At 43.4% G+C, this 16,564-nt stretch carries 14 protein-coding genes; 8 read left to right on the top strand and 6 right to left on the bottom strand.

The genetic code is table 11. The features are described 5' to 3' along the window. The first annotated feature begins 12 nt into the window (after positions 1 to 12). The 4 genes from IGJ74_RS14875 to IGJ74_RS14860 all read left to right on the top strand — a co-directional run bounded on the left by IGJ74_RS14875 (position 13) and on the right by IGJ74_RS14860 (position 6,795). Entirely contained in the window at positions 13 to 2,133 is a 2,121-nt protein-coding gene (locus tag IGJ74_RS14875; protein ID WP_218192932.1) for a hydantoinase/oxoprolinase family protein, read from the top strand. A gap of 12 nt (positions 2,134 to 2,145) precedes the next feature. Further along, positions 2,146 to 2,814, top strand: coding sequence for a hypothetical protein (locus IGJ74_RS14870; protein ID WP_016621677.1), 669 nt, complete (start codon positions 2,146 to 2,148; stop codon positions 2,812 to 2,814). A gap of 87 nt (positions 2,815 to 2,901) precedes the next feature. Then, a complete protein-coding gene (locus IGJ74_RS14865) occupies positions 2,902 to 3,741 on the top strand; it encodes an SDR family NAD(P)-dependent oxidoreductase (RefSeq protein WP_061053223.1) in 840 nt (279 codons plus the stop codon). A 138-nt stretch (positions 3,742 to 3,879) separates the two neighbouring features. Next, positions 3,880 to 6,795 (top strand): NADH-dependent flavin oxidoreductase, encoded by a 2,916-nt coding sequence (locus tag IGJ74_RS14860; protein WP_087664623.1) that lies wholly within the window; start codon positions 3,880 to 3,882, stop codon positions 6,793 to 6,795. A gap of 533 nt (positions 6,796 to 7,328) precedes the next feature. On the opposite strand, the gene IGJ74_RS14855 is transcribed toward IGJ74_RS14860, so the two are convergent. The 4 genes from IGJ74_RS14855 to IGJ74_RS14840 all read right to left on the bottom strand — a co-directional run bounded on the left by IGJ74_RS14855 (position 7,329) and on the right by IGJ74_RS14840 (position 10,273). Next, complete coding sequence (locus IGJ74_RS14855; protein WP_005234033.1) at positions 7,329 to 7,496, bottom strand: hypothetical protein; 168 nt, start codon at positions 7,494 to 7,496, stop codon at positions 7,329 to 7,331. Between the two features lie 223 nt (positions 7,497 to 7,719). After that, entirely contained in the window at positions 7,720 to 8,493 is a 774-nt protein-coding gene (locus IGJ74_RS14850; protein WP_005228413.1) for an ABC transporter permease, read from the bottom strand. 5 nt (positions 8,494 to 8,498) lie between these two features. Continuing rightward, positions 8,499 to 9,302, bottom strand: coding sequence for an ABC transporter permease (locus IGJ74_RS14845; RefSeq protein WP_008380552.1), 804 nt, complete (start codon positions 9,300 to 9,302; stop codon positions 8,499 to 8,501). Next, complete coding sequence (locus IGJ74_RS14840; protein WP_005234036.1) at positions 9,299 to 10,273, bottom strand: ABC transporter ATP-binding protein; 975 nt, start codon at positions 10,271 to 10,273, stop codon at positions 9,299 to 9,301. The genes IGJ74_RS14845 and IGJ74_RS14840 overlap by 4 nt, the downstream gene beginning before the upstream one ends. Before the next feature lie 396 nt (positions 10,274 to 10,669). On the opposite strand from IGJ74_RS14840, the gene IGJ74_RS14835 reads away from it, so the two are divergent. Next, positions 10,670 to 11,338 carry a CPBP family intramembrane glutamic endopeptidase gene (locus IGJ74_RS14835; RefSeq protein WP_008380555.1) on the top strand — a complete coding sequence of 223 codons (669 nt, stop codon included), beginning with the start codon at positions 10,670 to 10,672 and terminating at the stop codon, positions 11,336 to 11,338. 46 nt (positions 11,339 to 11,384) lie between these two features. Here IGJ74_RS14835 and IGJ74_RS14830 read toward each other — a convergent pair whose 3' ends face one another. Next, the gene (locus tag IGJ74_RS14830; RefSeq protein WP_008380558.1) at positions 11,385 to 12,176 is read right to left on the bottom strand and encodes a helix-turn-helix domain-containing protein; all 792 of its coding nucleotides are present in this window, start codon (positions 12,174 to 12,176) and stop codon (positions 11,385 to 11,387) included. Between the two features lie 235 nt (positions 12,177 to 12,411). Here IGJ74_RS14830 and IGJ74_RS14825 point away from each other — a divergent pair, with 235 nt between their 5' ends. The 3 genes from IGJ74_RS14825 (at position 12,412) to IGJ74_RS14815 (ending at position 15,203) form a co-directional block, all read left to right on the top strand. Continuing rightward, the gene (locus tag IGJ74_RS14825; protein ID WP_087664624.1) at positions 12,412 to 13,425 is read left to right on the top strand and encodes an acyltransferase family protein; all 1,014 of its coding nucleotides are present in this window, start codon (positions 12,412 to 12,414) and stop codon (positions 13,423 to 13,425) included. Between the two features lie 177 nt (positions 13,426 to 13,602). Further along, positions 13,603 to 14,667 carry a DUF1002 domain-containing protein gene (locus IGJ74_RS14820; protein ID WP_008380562.1) on the top strand — a complete coding sequence of 355 codons (1,065 nt, stop codon included), beginning with the start codon at positions 13,603 to 13,605 and terminating at the stop codon, positions 14,665 to 14,667. 164 nt (positions 14,668 to 14,831) lie between these two features. Then, positions 14,832 to 15,203: a YccF domain-containing protein gene (locus tag IGJ74_RS14815; RefSeq protein WP_087664625.1), complete on the top strand. Its 372-nt coding sequence runs from the start codon at positions 14,832 to 14,834 to the stop codon at positions 15,201 to 15,203. Between the two features lie 277 nt (positions 15,204 to 15,480). On the opposite strand, the gene IGJ74_RS14810 is transcribed toward IGJ74_RS14815, so the two are convergent. Continuing rightward, on the bottom strand, positions 15,481 to 16,332 hold the full coding sequence (locus IGJ74_RS14810; protein ID WP_005234042.1) for a MurR/RpiR family transcriptional regulator: 852 nt from the start codon (positions 16,330 to 16,332) through the stop codon (positions 15,481 to 15,483). Between the last annotated feature and the right edge of the window lie 232 nt (positions 16,333 to 16,564).

The following is a 16,564-nucleotide window of genomic DNA, read 5'->3' as shown; positions in this document are numbered from 1 at the left end:
TAGGTGAAAAAAATGAGAAGAAGTGTCCGAATTGGCATTGATGTGGGTGGAACTCATACGAAAGCTGTCGCAATCAACAATGACACGCAAGAGGTGCTTGGAAAGTCATCTGTAAAAACGACCCACAAAAGTGAGCAAGGGGTTGCAGAAGGTGTAGTGGCCTCTTTTATTAAGTGTTTAGCCGAAAATCAGATCCAGCCAGATGAAGTGGTCTTTGTCGCTCACAGCACAACCCAAGCCACCAATGCACTCTTAGAAGGAGATGTAGCGAAGGTCGGCATTATCAGTACAGCAAAGGGCGGCGTCGAAGGTTGGCTGGCAAAGTGGCAAACGGCATTAAAAGACATTGATTTAGGTACGGGAAGAAGTATTGAAGTCGTTGCTCGCTTTATTCCTAAAAAAGAGCTTTCAGAAGCAACAATCGAAGCGGCATTAGCAGAACTACAACAGGCACAAGCTCAGGTCATCGTGACTTCAGCAGCTTTTGGTGTAGATGATTTACAAACAGAAGAAAGAATCGCTGAAGTAGCCAAACGAAAGGGCATCGAAGTAACCTTGGCGTCGGAGATGACCAAACTATATGGGTTATCCCGGAGAACCCGTACCGCAGCAATCAATGCATCGATTTTGCCAACGATGCTGGAAACGGCAAATTCAACAGAAAATAGTGTTCGCCAAGCAGGTGTGGATGTACCACTGATGATCATGCGGGGCGATGGCGGGTTGATGGACATTGTTGAAATGAAAAAACGACCGGTGCTAACGATGCTTTCTGGTCCAGCAGCCAGCGTGATGGGAGCATTGATGTATCTGCGAACGTCGAACGGTATTTATTTTGAAGTAGGGGGAACTTCTACGAATCTTGGCGTGATCAAAAATGGTCGGCCAGTCATCGATTACTCAGAGATTGCAGGCCATAAGACGTATGTCAATTCATTAGATGTTCGCGTCCTAGGTGTGGCTGGCGGCAGTATGGTTCGAGTGAACAAAAAAGGCGTGATAGACGTCGGCCCAAGAAGTGCCCATATCGCTGGGTTAGAATATAGTACGTATCTGCCAGAAGAAGAGATCGTTGCACCAGAACTGGAGCTTTATGCGCCAAAAGAAGGTGACCCAGCAGATTATGTTGCAATCAAACTTGCTAACGGGAAACGAATTACGATCACGAATTCTTGTGCAGCGAATGTCTTAGGATATGTCACAAAGGATGATTTTTCCTATGGCAATGCCCATTCGGCCAGAAAAGCCATGCAGCCTTTAGCGAAGTACTTAGAAACGACGGTGGAGGATGTCGCACAGCAAATATTGGATCAAGCAGTCCAAAAAATAGCACCTGTGATTCAATCTTTTGCCCGCAAGTATCAATTAGAGCCTAACCAAATGACTTTAGTAGGTGTAGGAGGAGGCGTCTCTTCACTGATCAAACATGCAGCGAAACAATTGTCGTTGAATTATAAAATACCTGAAAATGCTGAAGTGATTTCATCGATCGGTGTGGCGTTATCCGTCGTTCAAGACGTGGTGGAACGAATTGTCCCGAATCCAACAAAAGCGGATATTGCAGCAATCAAGCAAGAAGCAGCTACTTTGGCGATCGAGAGTGGGGCAACGCCTGATAGTATTGAAGTCTATATTGAAATCGATCCTCAGACGCAAAAAATTACTGCGCGAGCCTCCGGTACCACAGCTGCTCAAGCCGCTGAGCGTCAAAACCAAATTAACCGTGAAGAAGCGCAAGACATTGCCTATGCTGAGCTGCAAGTTGCTAAAGAAAACGTGGTTTCTTGTGCTACAAGTGAACATTTTTATGTTTATGGCGCAGCGACAAAAAAAGGCGATCGTGTTTGTGTCATTGATCATCGAGGCTTTATTCGCGTGCAAAGAGACCATGCAGATGTCGTGAAAACGACGATCCAAAGTTATAGTGAACAAATCGCTCGTCTTTGGGAAAGTATGGCGAACTACCAAAGTGATCTAGTCATCCGGCCAGATTTTTATATTTGTGCTGGACCGCGTCTCTTTGATTTTAGTTCGACAGATTATACCCAATTGATGATGTTGATCGATATTGAATTAAGTCAGTTGATTGGTACAGAAGAGATTATTATTATTGCTGCGAACCGCTTGCAGTAGGCCAAGGAAGGAATGAGATCCGTGAAAGTAGAAGAATTTTGCCAACATTTTTTACACCTATGGTCTCAAGCAACCAATCCTCACCTGCAGCTGTTCAAACAAGACCTCCTTCACGCCAAAGTTGATCCTGCGCAGGCAGAGTCCTTTATTGAAACTGCTGAAAGCATAGGTAAGCAAGAAGCCCGCTGGTATCGAGAGCATCCTCAAGAATTGCAAGGAATCATTGATTCATTAAAGATCAATGAACTGCCTGAAGCGCAAGCGCAACAGGAGCGCTATACCTTTGCTGTCTATAAAAAAACAGATCATATTATGATTGATCGCAATTTCTTGGCGCAAGCGCAGCATTTTATCGAAGCACAGCAATTAAGCCGATTACTTCCTGCGACGACACTTACGGAATTGGTTTTCATGCATGAAGTGTTTCATGTATTGGAATATCGTAAAAATCTCTGGACCATTCAAAGACAACTGCACTATCAGATAGGTTTTTTGAAAAAACAGGCACGTCTCTATTCCTTGAGTGAGATCGCTGCTGCATCTTTTGTACAGACGTTTTATCAGCTGGAAAATTCCCCTACATTGCTTGCTAGCTGCATAATCTATTGTAAAAATCCTGAGCTCGCTCAAGCGCTCGTTATGACTGCGTTAAAGGAACAAACCATTCACAGAAGCTATTGATCAATGGAAAAAAAGAATTAGTTTCTCTGCTCATATCAAGGTATATTGTTAGTGAAGAATATAACAATATTAGAGGTGGTATAAATGATGGAGCAATCTTGGTTGAATCTTAAGAATGAAGTCGTAGTTATTACTGGCGCTTTAGGTGGTATGGGGAAAAAAATCGCACAGGACTTTGCTGATCAAGGCGCACAACTTGCATTAGTTGATTTGCATGAGGAAAACCTTGCCAACTATGCTGTACAGCTAGCAGATCAATTCGGTGTGAAAGTAAACAGTTATGTCTGCAATTCGACGATCGAAGAGCAGGTAGATGCATTGGCAGAAAAGGTCAAAGAAGATTTTGGCCGCATTGATGTTTTGGTAAACACAGCGGCTATTTTGAAATTTTCATTGCTTGAAGATCTACCATTTGAAGAATGGAAACAAGTGATCGACGTCAACTTAAACGGCTACTTCTTGGTTTCTCAAAGAATCGGGCGAGTGATGATCGCACAAAAATCAGGGCGGATGGTGCATGTCTCAACGATCGCCTCAATCAGCCCTGAAACATATTCTGGTGCGTATAGCCCAAGTAAGGCTGGAGTTAATATGATGTCGAAACAAATGGCTGCAGAGTGGGGGCAGTACGGCCTTCGCAGCAATTGTGTCTTGCCATGCTTTGTGAAGACACCTTTATCCGCAAGCTTTTATGCAGACCCAGAAGTTGAAGAGGGGCGGAAACGTTTAACTGCCAATAAGCGAATCGGCGATGTGCAAGACATTGCTAATGCAGTCCTTTACTTAGCCAGCGAACGTTCCGATTATACGAACGGGCACGAATTACGTGTTGAAGGCGGTTTTGGGATCATGATGGGGGATCAAGTACCAAAACCTGGTGGGCGTAAACAGTATGCCATCAATTCTCGGCCGGAAAACCAAAAATAAATGGGGAAATGAAGTAAGTAATAACTGAACAGGGGAGACACTCATCTTTTCGACTTGTCCGAAAAAGATGGGTGTATTTCGTGATGCCTTAATACATGCGGTCTGACGAAGCAAGCTATTTGAAAGGAACTGATTTTTATGAAAAAAGAATTATTTGAACCGATCAAACTATCTTCTAGCGTTGAACTTAAAAATCGACTCGTTATGGCACCTATGACAACTCAATCTGCTTTTTACGATGGTGAAATAACGGAAGAGATCATTGAATACTATCGCTGTCGTGCCGGTGCAGCTGCGGCAGTGATCGTAGAAAGCTGCTTTATCGAAGAACATGGGCGTGGGTTTCCGGGAGCACTCGGGGTAGATACAGACAAGAAAATTGCTGGGCTCACTAGATTAGCAAAAGCCATCAAAGAAAAAGGCTCGAAAGCGATCCTGCAAATTTATCATGCTGGACGAATGGCATGGCCTGAGTACAATGGTGGAGTACAACCGATTTGCGCAAGTCCCGTCGCAGCGTTACGACCAAACGCACCTGTTCCGAAAGAAATGAGTAATGATGAGATCCTAACGATGATTCAACGATTTGGAGACGCGACTAGGCGTGCGATCAAAGCTGGTTACGATGGTGTGGAGATACATGGTGCGAATACCTTTTTGATCCAACAATTTTTCTCGCCCCATTCAAATCACAGAAACGACCATTGGGGAGGCAGTCTGGAAAAAAGAGCGCACTTTCCATTAGCCGTATTAAAAGAAGCACAGCGGGTCCGTCAAGAAGAATCGGTTGAAGACTTTGTTATCGGTTATCGTTTTTCGCCAGAAGAAATGGAAAAGCCTGGTATTTGTTTTGAAGAAACGATGTACTTGTTGAATCAACTAGCGAAAAGCAAGCCAGAGTACCTTCATTTTTCAATGGGAACCTATCATCGAAGTTCTATTATTGATAACGAGAGCAGCGAGCCATTGATTGTGAAGTTTTTAACAATGCGTTCGCCTGAACTTTCGACTATTCCGATTATAGGAGTGGGCTCTATCTTGCAACGAGAAGACGCAGAAGCAGCACTGAAAATTGGCTACGATTTGCTTGCCATCGGGAAAGGATTTTTAGTCGAACCTAATTGGGTTCAGATGATCGCCGAGAAGAAAGTTGTTCGTCATTTTGCTCTTAGTCATGCGCAAAGTGAGTTGAAAATCCCAACACCATTGTGGCAGTTTATGGAAGATATGGTCATTGATCCAGAAGAGGAGAAACAAAAGCATGAACGCTTGAAAGAACTCCAAAAGCGGAAAGTCGCTTACCAACCAGGGACATATCTTGTACAAGCCCAAGGACACAATAGTCCGATTGAAATGCAAGTGACTTTTTCAAAGGAAACGATTGAAAAGATTACGATTGATAAAGGCAATGAATCTGAAGGTTTATCTGATTTAGTCTTTACGAGAATTCCGGCACAGATCATTGAAGGACAAACGCTGAATGTCGATGCTGTTTCTGGTGCTTCTGCTTCCAGTCAAGGGGTGATCGCAGGGGTGGAAGAAGCGGTAAAACTTGCAGGCGCCGATGTAGAGGTCCTCAAAGCACGGCCAAAGCCAGTCGTGGCTTGGTCAGAAGAAGTGGTTGAAGAAGCAGTTGATGTAGTGATCATTGGCTCAGGCGCTGCTGGGCTTGCTGCTGCATTGCGAGCGGATCAGTTAGAACGAAAGGTCATCTTACTGGAAAAATTAAGTTTTGTGGGCGGAGCGATCTCTATTAGTGGTGGAAACCAAATCGTGACTGGTTCGAAACTACAACAGATTGCTGGTGTAAAAGATGATACACCGACAGCAATGGTGGCTGATTTTCTGGAAAACGGGAATGGGCTGAACGATCGAAACCTTTTGACCCTTTTCGCTGAGAACGTAGGAGAAACCACAGATTGGGTCCATGAATACTTAGGTGTAGCCTACGATATGGAGCAAGGGCTGCACGTCCTACCAGAATATCAAAAAAATCGCGAACTTGCTTATCAAGGGGGCGGCGCTGGATTTGCCCAAACCGTCCGTAAAACACTACAGAATAGTGCGGTTCAGGTCTTGCTCCAAACGAAAGCCCAACAGCTACTAGTAGATGATCAAAATAATGTCATAGGCGTTAAAGCCGTCGAAGAATCAGGGAAAACTCATATGATCTATGCCTCAACAGTCATTATGACAACCGGTGGCTATGGGAATAATGCCTCCTTACTCAAGGAAAGATTCAAGCAAATTTTGTATTATGGACCAAAATCTGCCACCGGCGATGGTCTGTTGATGGCAACCATCCCTGCTTTAAAGGCACAAACGCGAGCGATGGATCAAGGAAAAATCTATCCCAATGGATTGGAAATTTCTCAAGGGGTGGCGAAATCAACGATTGGTGGCAATCTGATCGTGTTGAAAGAAAACGGTATTCTAGTGAATCAATTTGGAAAGCGGGTAGTAAATGAGCGAGCTAGCAATAAGCTAGTATTAGAAGCATTATTAAGACAACGCTCGCCAATGCTTTATTTATTGCTAGACGGCAAACACTTTGAGCATTTCAGCCAAGGCGTAGCAGAAGGCGGAATCACCAGTGAAGAGCTGGCTTGTTGGATTGCGCAAGAAGGAAAGGCCACACCTCGTATTCTTAAAGCTGCCACGTTAGAACAGTTAGCCATCAAAGCGCAGATGCCTGTAGAACAACTGATCGAAACAGTGGATAATTTTAACTACTGGGTAGCGCAAGGAAGCGACGAAGAGTTTCACCGTGCACCTGAATACTTGCAAGAACCGATTGGTGCAGGTCCCTATTATCTTATCGAACAAAAGCCTCGGTTTGCGACTACGCTAGGTGGGTTAGCGGTCAATCGTTCGTTGCAAGTTTTGAATCAGCAAAACCAGCCCATTAAAGGGCTCTATGCTGCAGGTGAAGTTGTGGGAGGCGTCATGGGATCAGACTCTCCATCAGGTGCCAATAATGCCTGGGCATTGACTTCTGGGAAATTAGCAGCAGAAGCTGTTTGGGAAATGACGAAAAGACCGAAAAAAGCGTAGAATCCGCTTTTTCGCTTTATTGCTAAATTGAGAAACCAGCGTCGATGACGGATCAGCTAGGAGAATCCTTCTATAATTCTCTTTCAGAAATTTGGCTAGAATCAGAGCGATTTAGATCGTTTCTCTAGATAATCAAATCAGCAAAAAAACCAGAACGATCCTTTCGGAGGTCCTGGTTTTTTCGTGTGATTTTCACAAACGTGTCCTATACGACTGATTGGTCTTCTGTATCCATTGTCTATCTACTTTGCAAAAAAACATAAGTGGTACATCGTTCTACCTCGGACTTGGAAGAGTGATCGGCGAACGCACGGGCATCTACAAAGGTTGGTGCGAAGATGGGGACGGTATCACCGACATCAAAGGTGCATATATTGCTTTCGCTAGACTTGATAAAGAGCAAAAGAACAGCGATTTGTTTCAAGGTGGACATAAATTGTGTGTGTCCGATAGCTTCTAAATCGGGTGTAATGACTAAAACAGCCTCGTTTGTTTCGGTAGGTTCGTAGCCATCTCCCCGTGTTTTTGACAACTTAAAGTGTATTTGAATAGAAGAAAACGTAAGAAATGGCAATCAAGCAAACCAACAATAAACCAGAGAGTGACAGAAAAAGCAGCATGATTCGTTTCTTCTTCAATCCAAGTACAAGTATCACTACATTCAATAGAAAGAAAACAAGTAAAATCGCTAAATATTCCATAACTGGTCCTCTTTTACGTTTTTATTTATCTTACCAGAGATTGCTTGCTTTTCCTAGCCAGTTTTTGTCTTTAAGGGGATAAATATTTACAGTATATCGGTGACGTGATTGCTCGAATAAAAAAGCGACTGAGCAATTTTACAATTATCGAAAAGAAAAAGAGCACCAATCATTAGAGGATGCGTCTTCAATGATTGATGTCTATAAGGGATTCTTGCTTGTTCTACGAACCCGTTGAAATATAATTCTTCAAACCTACTCGCCAAAAGAAGAAGGCGGGAAAGGCAAAGAGCAGACAAACCAACGGTGATAAGATCCACCAAGGATTAGTTACCCGACCAATGACATACAAGAATGGATAATACTGAAACCAAGCCATCGGCACGACGTAGGTCAACAAACGCAAGACGTGTTTTCCGTAGATACTAAATGGGTAGCGACCAAATTCTCGGGCACCATCGGTAAAAATATTCATAAATTCAAGTCCTTGGATCGTAAAGAAGGAAATGGCGGCATACACTAAGAACAATAGGGCGAAAAAGAGGGCGCCGCAGACGATCATTAGAAAAAGAGTCAGGACATTTCCAAAATGCCAAGCAATTCCACTATTGGGAATCGCATACGCAAACAACAGCAAGGCTTGAATAAAACGACCGAGACGAGAGAACTCCATTTTGGAAGCTAAGACTTGAAAGATCAAGGATCGAGGACGCACGAGTGCCCGATCGAACTCGCCATTACTGATCATTTGTGGAAAAAGATCGAACCCGCGAAAGAAGCATTCCGCAATCGAAAAGGCAAACAAAACCGTCGCAAAGGAAAGCAGGACTTCCTCAAAGGTAAAGCCATCCACTTGATGAAACCGGGTAAACATAAACCAAATGCCTAAAAAAGCGGTAAAGGAACCTAGAAATTGTCCCAAAGCAGTTAACACAAAGGAAACCTTATACTGCATCTGACTTTTGAGATGAATACAAAAATAATGCCAATAAACCATATTCCTTAACCTCCTTGCACAACGACACGTTTGAGTGCCTGCTGCAGCCAAATTTTTCCGATCGCGATCAAAAGTACGAGCCAAAACGCTTGTAAGAGCAATGCTGAAACAAGCGCAAAGCCAGTCAGATCCCCGTTGTAAATTCGCAGCGGGACGTTTTGCATGGAAGCAAAAGGCAATAGTTCCACGAATTGGCGAAAAGGCTGTGGAAAGAAAGGCAGAGGAATGACCCCGCCAGCTAAAAATTCACCGATGGAGCTGATGACGATCCGCACCCCGATGGAGGATAATGTATAAAAAGTCGAGATATAGACCAGCTGCGACATAGCGATCACTACACCTAAACTCAGCGCCATAGACAAAAGAAACAAGAACAGGGCAACGATGTTTGCTGGCAGAATCAAGCGATAAGGTGCTGGCAGTAAAAAGGCAATCACAAAAATCGGTCCGCAACGCAAGACGGCTTTTGCTAAGCGATTGGCAGCCGATTGGCAAAACCAGCGATTGTATAGATCCATCGGCCGCACAAGTTCGTAGGCGATCGTCCCTGTGGTGATGGTATTGAAAATTTCTGCCTCAAAGAACCACAACATAAATAAAGACAAGAAGGCTTGCTGGAGCCAAACATAGGAGACGGTTTGTTGAAAGGTCATGGGAAAGGCACTAGGATCTGCTTGGTAAAAGGCGTGGAATGCCAGAATTTCCATCAAGCCCCAAGCTAGTTGCGTAGCCATCCCGGCAATTGCCGCCGAGCGGTATTGCAAGGTATTGATAAAGCGAATGCGGAAAAATGCCTGATACTTCCTCATATTTGATACTCCTGATACAGCTTAGCGACCATTTCTTCGGCGGTGATACTGGCAACGGCCAAATCGGTGATCTCGACTTGATTGCTGAGCAGACTGAGCAGCTGAGCGACCGACACTTCTTTGGGATCAAGTTTCAGAACAAGGCGACCAACGTCTTTTTGAAGCAGCTGGACGTTTTCTGGCAGATGAGGTTCATTCCCTTGATAGTCGATCTCCAGCGTTTTGACATCAGAAAAACGATGCTTTAGTTCATCGAGGCGACCATCCAGCAAAATTTGCCCTTTGCCGATCAACAGAATTCGCTGTGTCAGCGCCTCGATATCTTGCATATCGTGGGTCGTCAGGATGACTGTGGTGCCTTTTTCTTGGTTTCTTTTTTTAATAAACTGACGCACGGCAATCTTTGATACAGCATCTAAACCGATGGTGGGTTCATCAAGAAATAAGATTTTGGGGTCATGGAGTAAGGAGGCGGCGATCTCACAGCGCATACGCTGACCGAGACTCAAGGACCGAGCAGGGGTTTTTAAGATCTCACCTAAATCTAGTAAGGTGACTAATTCTTCTAGGTTGCGCTGATAACTAGCAGCGTCGACTTTGTAGATATCACGGATCAAATCAAAGCTGTCATTGACGGGGACATCCCACCAGAGTTGACTGCGCTGTCCGAAGACGACGCCGATGTCTTTGACATGTTGAATACGTTCTTGCCAAGGCGTACGACCATTGATGTGACAAATGCCTTGATCAGGGGTCAAAATCCCGCACATGATTTTTATGGTGGTACTTTTTCCAGCACCATTAGGCCCGATGTAGCCAACCATTTCGCCTTCATTGATGGTAAAGCTGATGTCTTGCAACGCATGGACGGTGGTGGTTTCACGAGAAAGAAATGCTTTGGCTGCTTGGCGAAAGCCGCTTTTTCGCTTGGACACTTGGAAGGTCTTGCTGAGGTGTTCTACTTGGATCATTTGGATTCACTCACTTTCTTTTGACAAACGCGACAAAAAGAGCATTCGAAATCGAATACTCGCAACGAGTTGGTCCAAACGAACATGGTTGGGGCAGCGGTTCGTCAGCCAAACAAAAGTAGGAACAGTGTAGCATAAGAGAGCGCTTTTTTCAAACACTACTTATATTTTTTTGAGGGCAGCGAAAGAAAAAACGTGGTTTGTTGGATAAAATACGCAAAATAACTGTTTTTATTTTTTATTTGTTGTAAATACTGAGGAAACTCAGTATCATTAGAAACAAGCCGATAGTGGCTAAGTAGTTTCTGGATATATGGGGAACCAAGTGATGGACTGTGTCATGATTTGTCGTAACCCAATCCTGCAAAATGCAATGAGCAAACGATGGAGGAGAGCATGAAAGCAGTAAAGAACTTATTTATTTTGATTGGCTTATTCTTACTAAGTCAAGTAGGGATGACCGTATTCAGTGTGGTAAAAATCTATTATTTGGAAGCAGGAGAGCCGAGGATTCCTGCGATGATGAGCTACGGGTTGATTGCCTTGCTTTTGGCAAACATTGGCCTACTGATGTATTTGGCTCGGAAGCTAGGACTTGCCACCTTTGACTTTGGCTGGTCAACGAAGCGCAACTGGCTATGGATCATCGGTGGTTTTGTTTTAGGTCGAGTCGTTGCTGTTGGTGGTACCATGTATCTGCAGCATATATCCGATCAAGAGGCGACCGCGAATGATGCATTGTTAGGGGAACTGTTTACAGGCGAAAATCCGCTTTTGATCTTCCTATTGATCGCTGTGGCGGCGCCAATCATGGAAGAAATCGTTTTCCGTGGTGGGTTTATCGGCCTTTTATTCAAGAAATACCCGATAGTCGGGATCATTTCAAGTGTAGCCGTTTTTAGTATCATCCATTCCGTCACCAACCTGATCGAGTTTTTGATCTACGGTGCTATGGGTCTGATCATGGCGTTGATTTATGTAAAAACTAAGCGTCTAGAAACAGCCATCGCCATGCATTTTCTCAATAACGCCTTGGCGGCGATCGCAATGATCTTGCTAGGATAAGAAGTCAGCAAAAAACCACCGATCAAAACGATTCGGTGGTTTTTGTTTACTCTGGCAGTTGTCCTTGTTCAAAGGGTAATTGTTCCAGTTCTTCTGCAGTAAAGAGGAGATCGCCTTCGTCTTCGATAGAAAATGCGTCACCTGCTGCAGATTTTTGATAGGCGCGCGCTTTATTCATATTACGAAGATAAAGATCCTTGTTTGCATTTAATTCTGGTGCAGCTAAATTGTCTTCGCGATTGCTGCGAATGACGATTTTGCTTGTTTGCGTGCCAAAATGAAAACCGTGATAACCCGAAACCATTAATTGGCTGGCATTTTCGCTGCTGTATTCTTTATAACCCGACAGACGGCCCGTTTTTACCATTGGCCGATCGATCGTATAAGTGATCAAGTATTCCGTATCTTCAGGCAGCTGAATCACTTGTCCGGTTTCCTGATTCGTTATCTCAGTGGCAGGCAAGTGGTACTTTTTAATAGAAGTGATCGTTAGGTCTTCTTTTGTGAAAAAGACTGGATCGATCCAAAATCCTGCCAGCAAAATCGTACTTAAGCTAATACTGAGAACAGTCAAAAGGGCGATCAATACGAGGCCAATTCGTTTTCGATGGGTGGTCAGATTGAGTTCTTGGACCATCTGTTTGTCTTCTTTTAATAAATAGTCCAAGGTCAATTCAAAATAGTTGCTCAGTTTGACTACTTGGTCTAGATCAGGATAGCTCTTGCCGTTTTCCCATTTTGAAATCAGTTGCCGAGTGACAAAAAATTCCTGCGCCAATTGTTCTTGCGTGAGATTTCGTTTGGTGCGTTCTTCTTTAATAATTTTCCCAATATCCATGTGTCTGTTTTGCCTCCATCATTCTTCTTATATATTATAGCAAACTCTTTTCTATGCGAACGAGGATCTATGAAATTAACGATGCAACAAAGGGTAACATCCTTTATTTATCAATGTTTCTACTTGTTGCACTGTCTTTCTATTCTGGAAGCTTTCAGTGCTGGTCAGAAAAAGAAAGGGCCAGTAGAGTGAAGTATGTTTGATCAAATTTGACGGAGAAAGGAGAAACGATCGAATGAAGACAAAACACCTTATGGTTCCAATTGGCTATACCCAATTCTTCGCTTCCTTACTGGTGATTCTCGTTCACTGTGGTCGACTGGCAGAAAACAACGAGCTTCATTTTTTGTTAAAGAGTCTCTTATGTCGTTTGGCGGTTCCTTTTTTTCTCCTGCTGAATGGCTATTTTTTTCAAAAGAGCACCTGTTCATGGCAGCAATGGTGCAAACGACAATTCAAGCTTTATTTGCGTTGGTCGATCGTGTATCTTCCCTTAGGTTGGTTTTATTTAGGACAGCAAAATCTTGCCGATCCATTACGGGTCATCGGTTTGGCTGCTGGCTTTTTAACAGTAGGGGTCTGGTACCATCTTTGGTATTTTCCAGCGTTGCTCTTTGGCATGTGGTTAGTAAGGAAAACCCGTTTTCTTGGCTATCGGTGGCAGTTTTTACTGGCGATCAGTTTGTATTTGATTGGCTGTCTTGAAACGTACAGCAGTTATTTAAGTGGACCTTTATTGGTATTTTATCAAAATTATCGGACTCTATTTTTTACAACGAGAAACGGTCTTTTTTATGGGTTTCTTTTTTTGCTGTGCGGGTTTTGTTTAGGTGAACACCAGAAACGTCCTTTTTTCACGAAGCATCTTGGCAGAAAATTCGCGGTCTCTCTTTGCTTATTAGGCATTGAAGGTCGACTCGTGTATCTCAATCAGGGGGACGATAAGAATTTCATGCTGTTCTTTGTGCCGACGACTCTTTTTTTCCTTGCTTGGCTGATCAAGCAGCAACCACAAAAGCGGACTTGGCAAGCAAAACAAGCAGCTGAGGCTAGTCGATTGATCTTTCTGAGTCACCCGCTGTTTCTGGAATCCGGGAAAGTCTTTTTTTCACTAGGAGGGTTTCCGTTGTTCTTTTATACGATAGTTTTAACGGGAGCCTTTCTCGGCTTGAGGAAAGTGGGCAGCCGTTTAAAATCCTATGCTGTTGGGTTTGCTAAAAAAACAGTTGATGAAAAGAAAAGCGCCTAAAGTATTGCTGTACCAAGGATAATACCAAATTGCGCCTTTTTTAAATAGCAGCAGAGTTCTAAGTTTTTCTTCATTTCAGACCCTAGACGTAGGCTTTGCAAGAAAACCTATAGTACAATAACAGCAGTAAGAGGGGAAAATCCCTGAAAAAGAGATCAACACTTGGAGGATATAGTGATGAAAAAACAGACTCGAAAACCAGCGATGATTTTAGCGACTCTCTTGGTATCTAGCCAAGTTTTATTAGCAGCACCACAAGTTTTTGCTGACGAAACCAATTCAACGACGAGCAGTTCCACTGCAACAAGCAGTTCTACCGCAACGACAGCCACTACCGACAGTCAAACAAGTACCTCTGACAGCAGTTCAGATCGTTTGCAAGTCAATGCTGTGGCGATCGGAAATGCCTTGACGAAAGCACAAGAAGACTACACACTTGAGCGCTTAGGCATCCAAGGCGAAACACCGATTTATACGACAAACGGTAATGACTTGATGAAATACATTCCCGATGGCGGCTTTACTGCAGATTGGGCGGTCTATAGCTCGGTCAGAATGCAGACTTTAGAAAGCGGGGCAGGAATCACTGTCGATATCGCGACACCAGATAACATTACCCGCATCACTGCAGCCCAGTACCAAAATGCAGCGCTGACGGCAGGAATCACTGATGCGAAGCTAACGGTCGCTTCTGCCGTACCGATCGACGGTTCCGGAGCTTTAGCTGGGGTATACAAAATCGTTGAAGAATCAGGCGGTGTCATCAATCAGAATCGAGTAGCCGTAGCTCAAGATGAGATGGATGTGCTTTCTACGATCACCGAAGAGAACAAAGACAAAGAAGGCTATTCCGATGAAGCTTTGAATGCTGCGCAAGAACAAGCGAAAACCGATTTGGCTGCTCAAACCGCAGATGGTACGGAATTGACTCAAGCAGATATTCAAGAGACAGTAGAAAAAGCCTTGAAGGACAACGGACTGGAAGGAATCGTTACGGAAAATCAAATTTCTGAATTGACCTCTTTGATGAGCGACATGCGAGACAACAATATCTTCGATGACTTCATCAAAGAATTGGATCTGTCAGAAGCCCGCAAGCAAATCGAAGAAACCTCTAAGGGCCTTTGGGAAAATATCAAGAGCTTCTTTAGCGGCATCTGGTCTTCGATCACCGGTGTCTTCGGCAATGACTCAAATGAATCAAATAACAGCAGCGAATCAACGGTTGATTCTGGACAATAGGAATGAAAGCTTGAACCGTTGCTAATTAGAGCTGTGACGATAACATAGCCAGGAAAAAGGCCAAGCATCTGTTTTTTTGCTTGCACACGCCTCATTTAGGTAAAAAAAATTTCAACTTGCGTTTATGGTACAGTTTTTTAGACGAGAAGAAGGGAGGAAGCAAAATGAATTTTCTGGGCAATCTCATTTGGTTTATTTTTGGTGGATTGATTGGCGCAATCTCATGGTTTCTAGCAGGCTGCCTCTGGTGCATCACGATTATTGGGATTCCAATCGGTTTGCAGTGCTTTAAATTCGCCAGCTTGTCATTAGCACCTTTTGGCAAAGAAATCGTCTACCGAGGTGGTGGTACTTCCTTGATTCTCAATATATTATGGCTGATTTTTTCTGGTGTGCCACTGGCTTTAGGTCATTTAGCTAGTGCGGTCATTCTTGCCATCACTATCATTGGCATTCCATTTGCAGCACAATCCTTAAAGCTAGCCCAACTGGCATTGATGCCATTCGGGGCAGAAGTTGTCTCCAAAAGATGGTAAGAAATGGAGATTTCGAAAACACTTTCCGCTAAGATGGAAAGTGTTTTTTTTGTTGAAAATTGTGTCTGAGAATCTTTATAGATTGCACGAAGGTTTTCTCGTTTTGGTGGCTGATTAAACAATTTTTTGTACAAAAAAATGCCTTCCGCTACATTCTGGGAAGGCAATCATAGTTTAGGCAAATAAAACCATATAAAATTTTCATCCCTTCTTACGGATTAATTGCCGTATGTTCATTAAGCAAAAATATCCACAAGAGAACAACCTTTCTATTCTGTTAGGTTTCTTTTGCTGTTGAGATGGAACGTCTAATTTTTGCAATCGAGCGTTGGGCTTTCTCACGGTTAAGAAACATCACGATCACATAGAGGGAGTCCAAGATACTTAACTGGGCAATCCGAGAAGAAAGTGCCTCTGACCGAAACTCGATTTCTTGTGAAATTGAAATTAAGACGACATCGCCAAGTTTTGCCAAAGGGGAAGCCGCATGACTGGTCACAACGATGATCTTGGCACCGTTGCTCTTAGCAACGTTGGCTAACTCAATCGTTTCTCGTGATTTTCCGGTATGGGAGATGAAAAAGGCGCAATCATCTGGTGTTAATACCGCCGCTTCCATCAATTGGATATGAAAATCTGCACTGTGGAAGACAGAGATCGAAGAGCGCAAAAATTTGTGATAAGCATCTGTGGCTACAATCTCAGAGCCACCCACCCCGAAGAAGAAAAGCCGATTGGATTCATTGATCATTGCTGCGGCCTTCTGAAGATCCTCTTCTTTTAATAACTTTCTAGTGTCCGTGAGCGTCGTCATGATCGAATCGAATACTTTTTGTGCGATCGTCAATTCATTGTCCGATTTCTCGATATTTTCATGGATTGAGAGGGCGGCAAGCTCGCTTTCTTGCATCAACATCGCCATTTTGAAGTCCTTAAACCCATTGTAACCGAGTTTTTTTGTGAATTGGAAAAACGTGGAATCAGCAATGCCCAAATCACTTGAGAGATCACTGATCGAACTGTGGCAGACCTTACTAGGGTTTTCTAACACATAGTCGGCAATTGCTTGTTCTTTAAGACTGAGATCTTTATAAAGCGTTTTTATTTGCAAGCGAATCGAGACAGTCAAAAGCTTCTACCTCCTTTTTAATAACAACATCTCTTTACCTCTAAAGTACCTCTTTTGCGAAAAAAATGCAAATAAAAATTATTTTTATTTTTTCTATTTACAAAAAAATATTTTTTTGTATAATAAAGGTGTGGAATGGAGGCGCTATCATAAAGGCGAGCTTATCGGTCTTGGAAAATGGAGAATGTGTCTCAAGCTCAAAGAGCAAAGCGACTTAGGGGAAGGGGCGACC

The organism is Enterococcus sp. AZ009 (genome assembly GCF_050548785.1).
In the GTDB taxonomy this organism is placed as follows: domain Bacteria; phylum Bacillota; class Bacilli; order Lactobacillales; family Enterococcaceae; genus Enterococcus_D; species Enterococcus_D entomosocium.
Note: the sequence above shows the minus strand (reverse complement) of the source record. Positions and strands in the feature narration are given on the sequence as shown.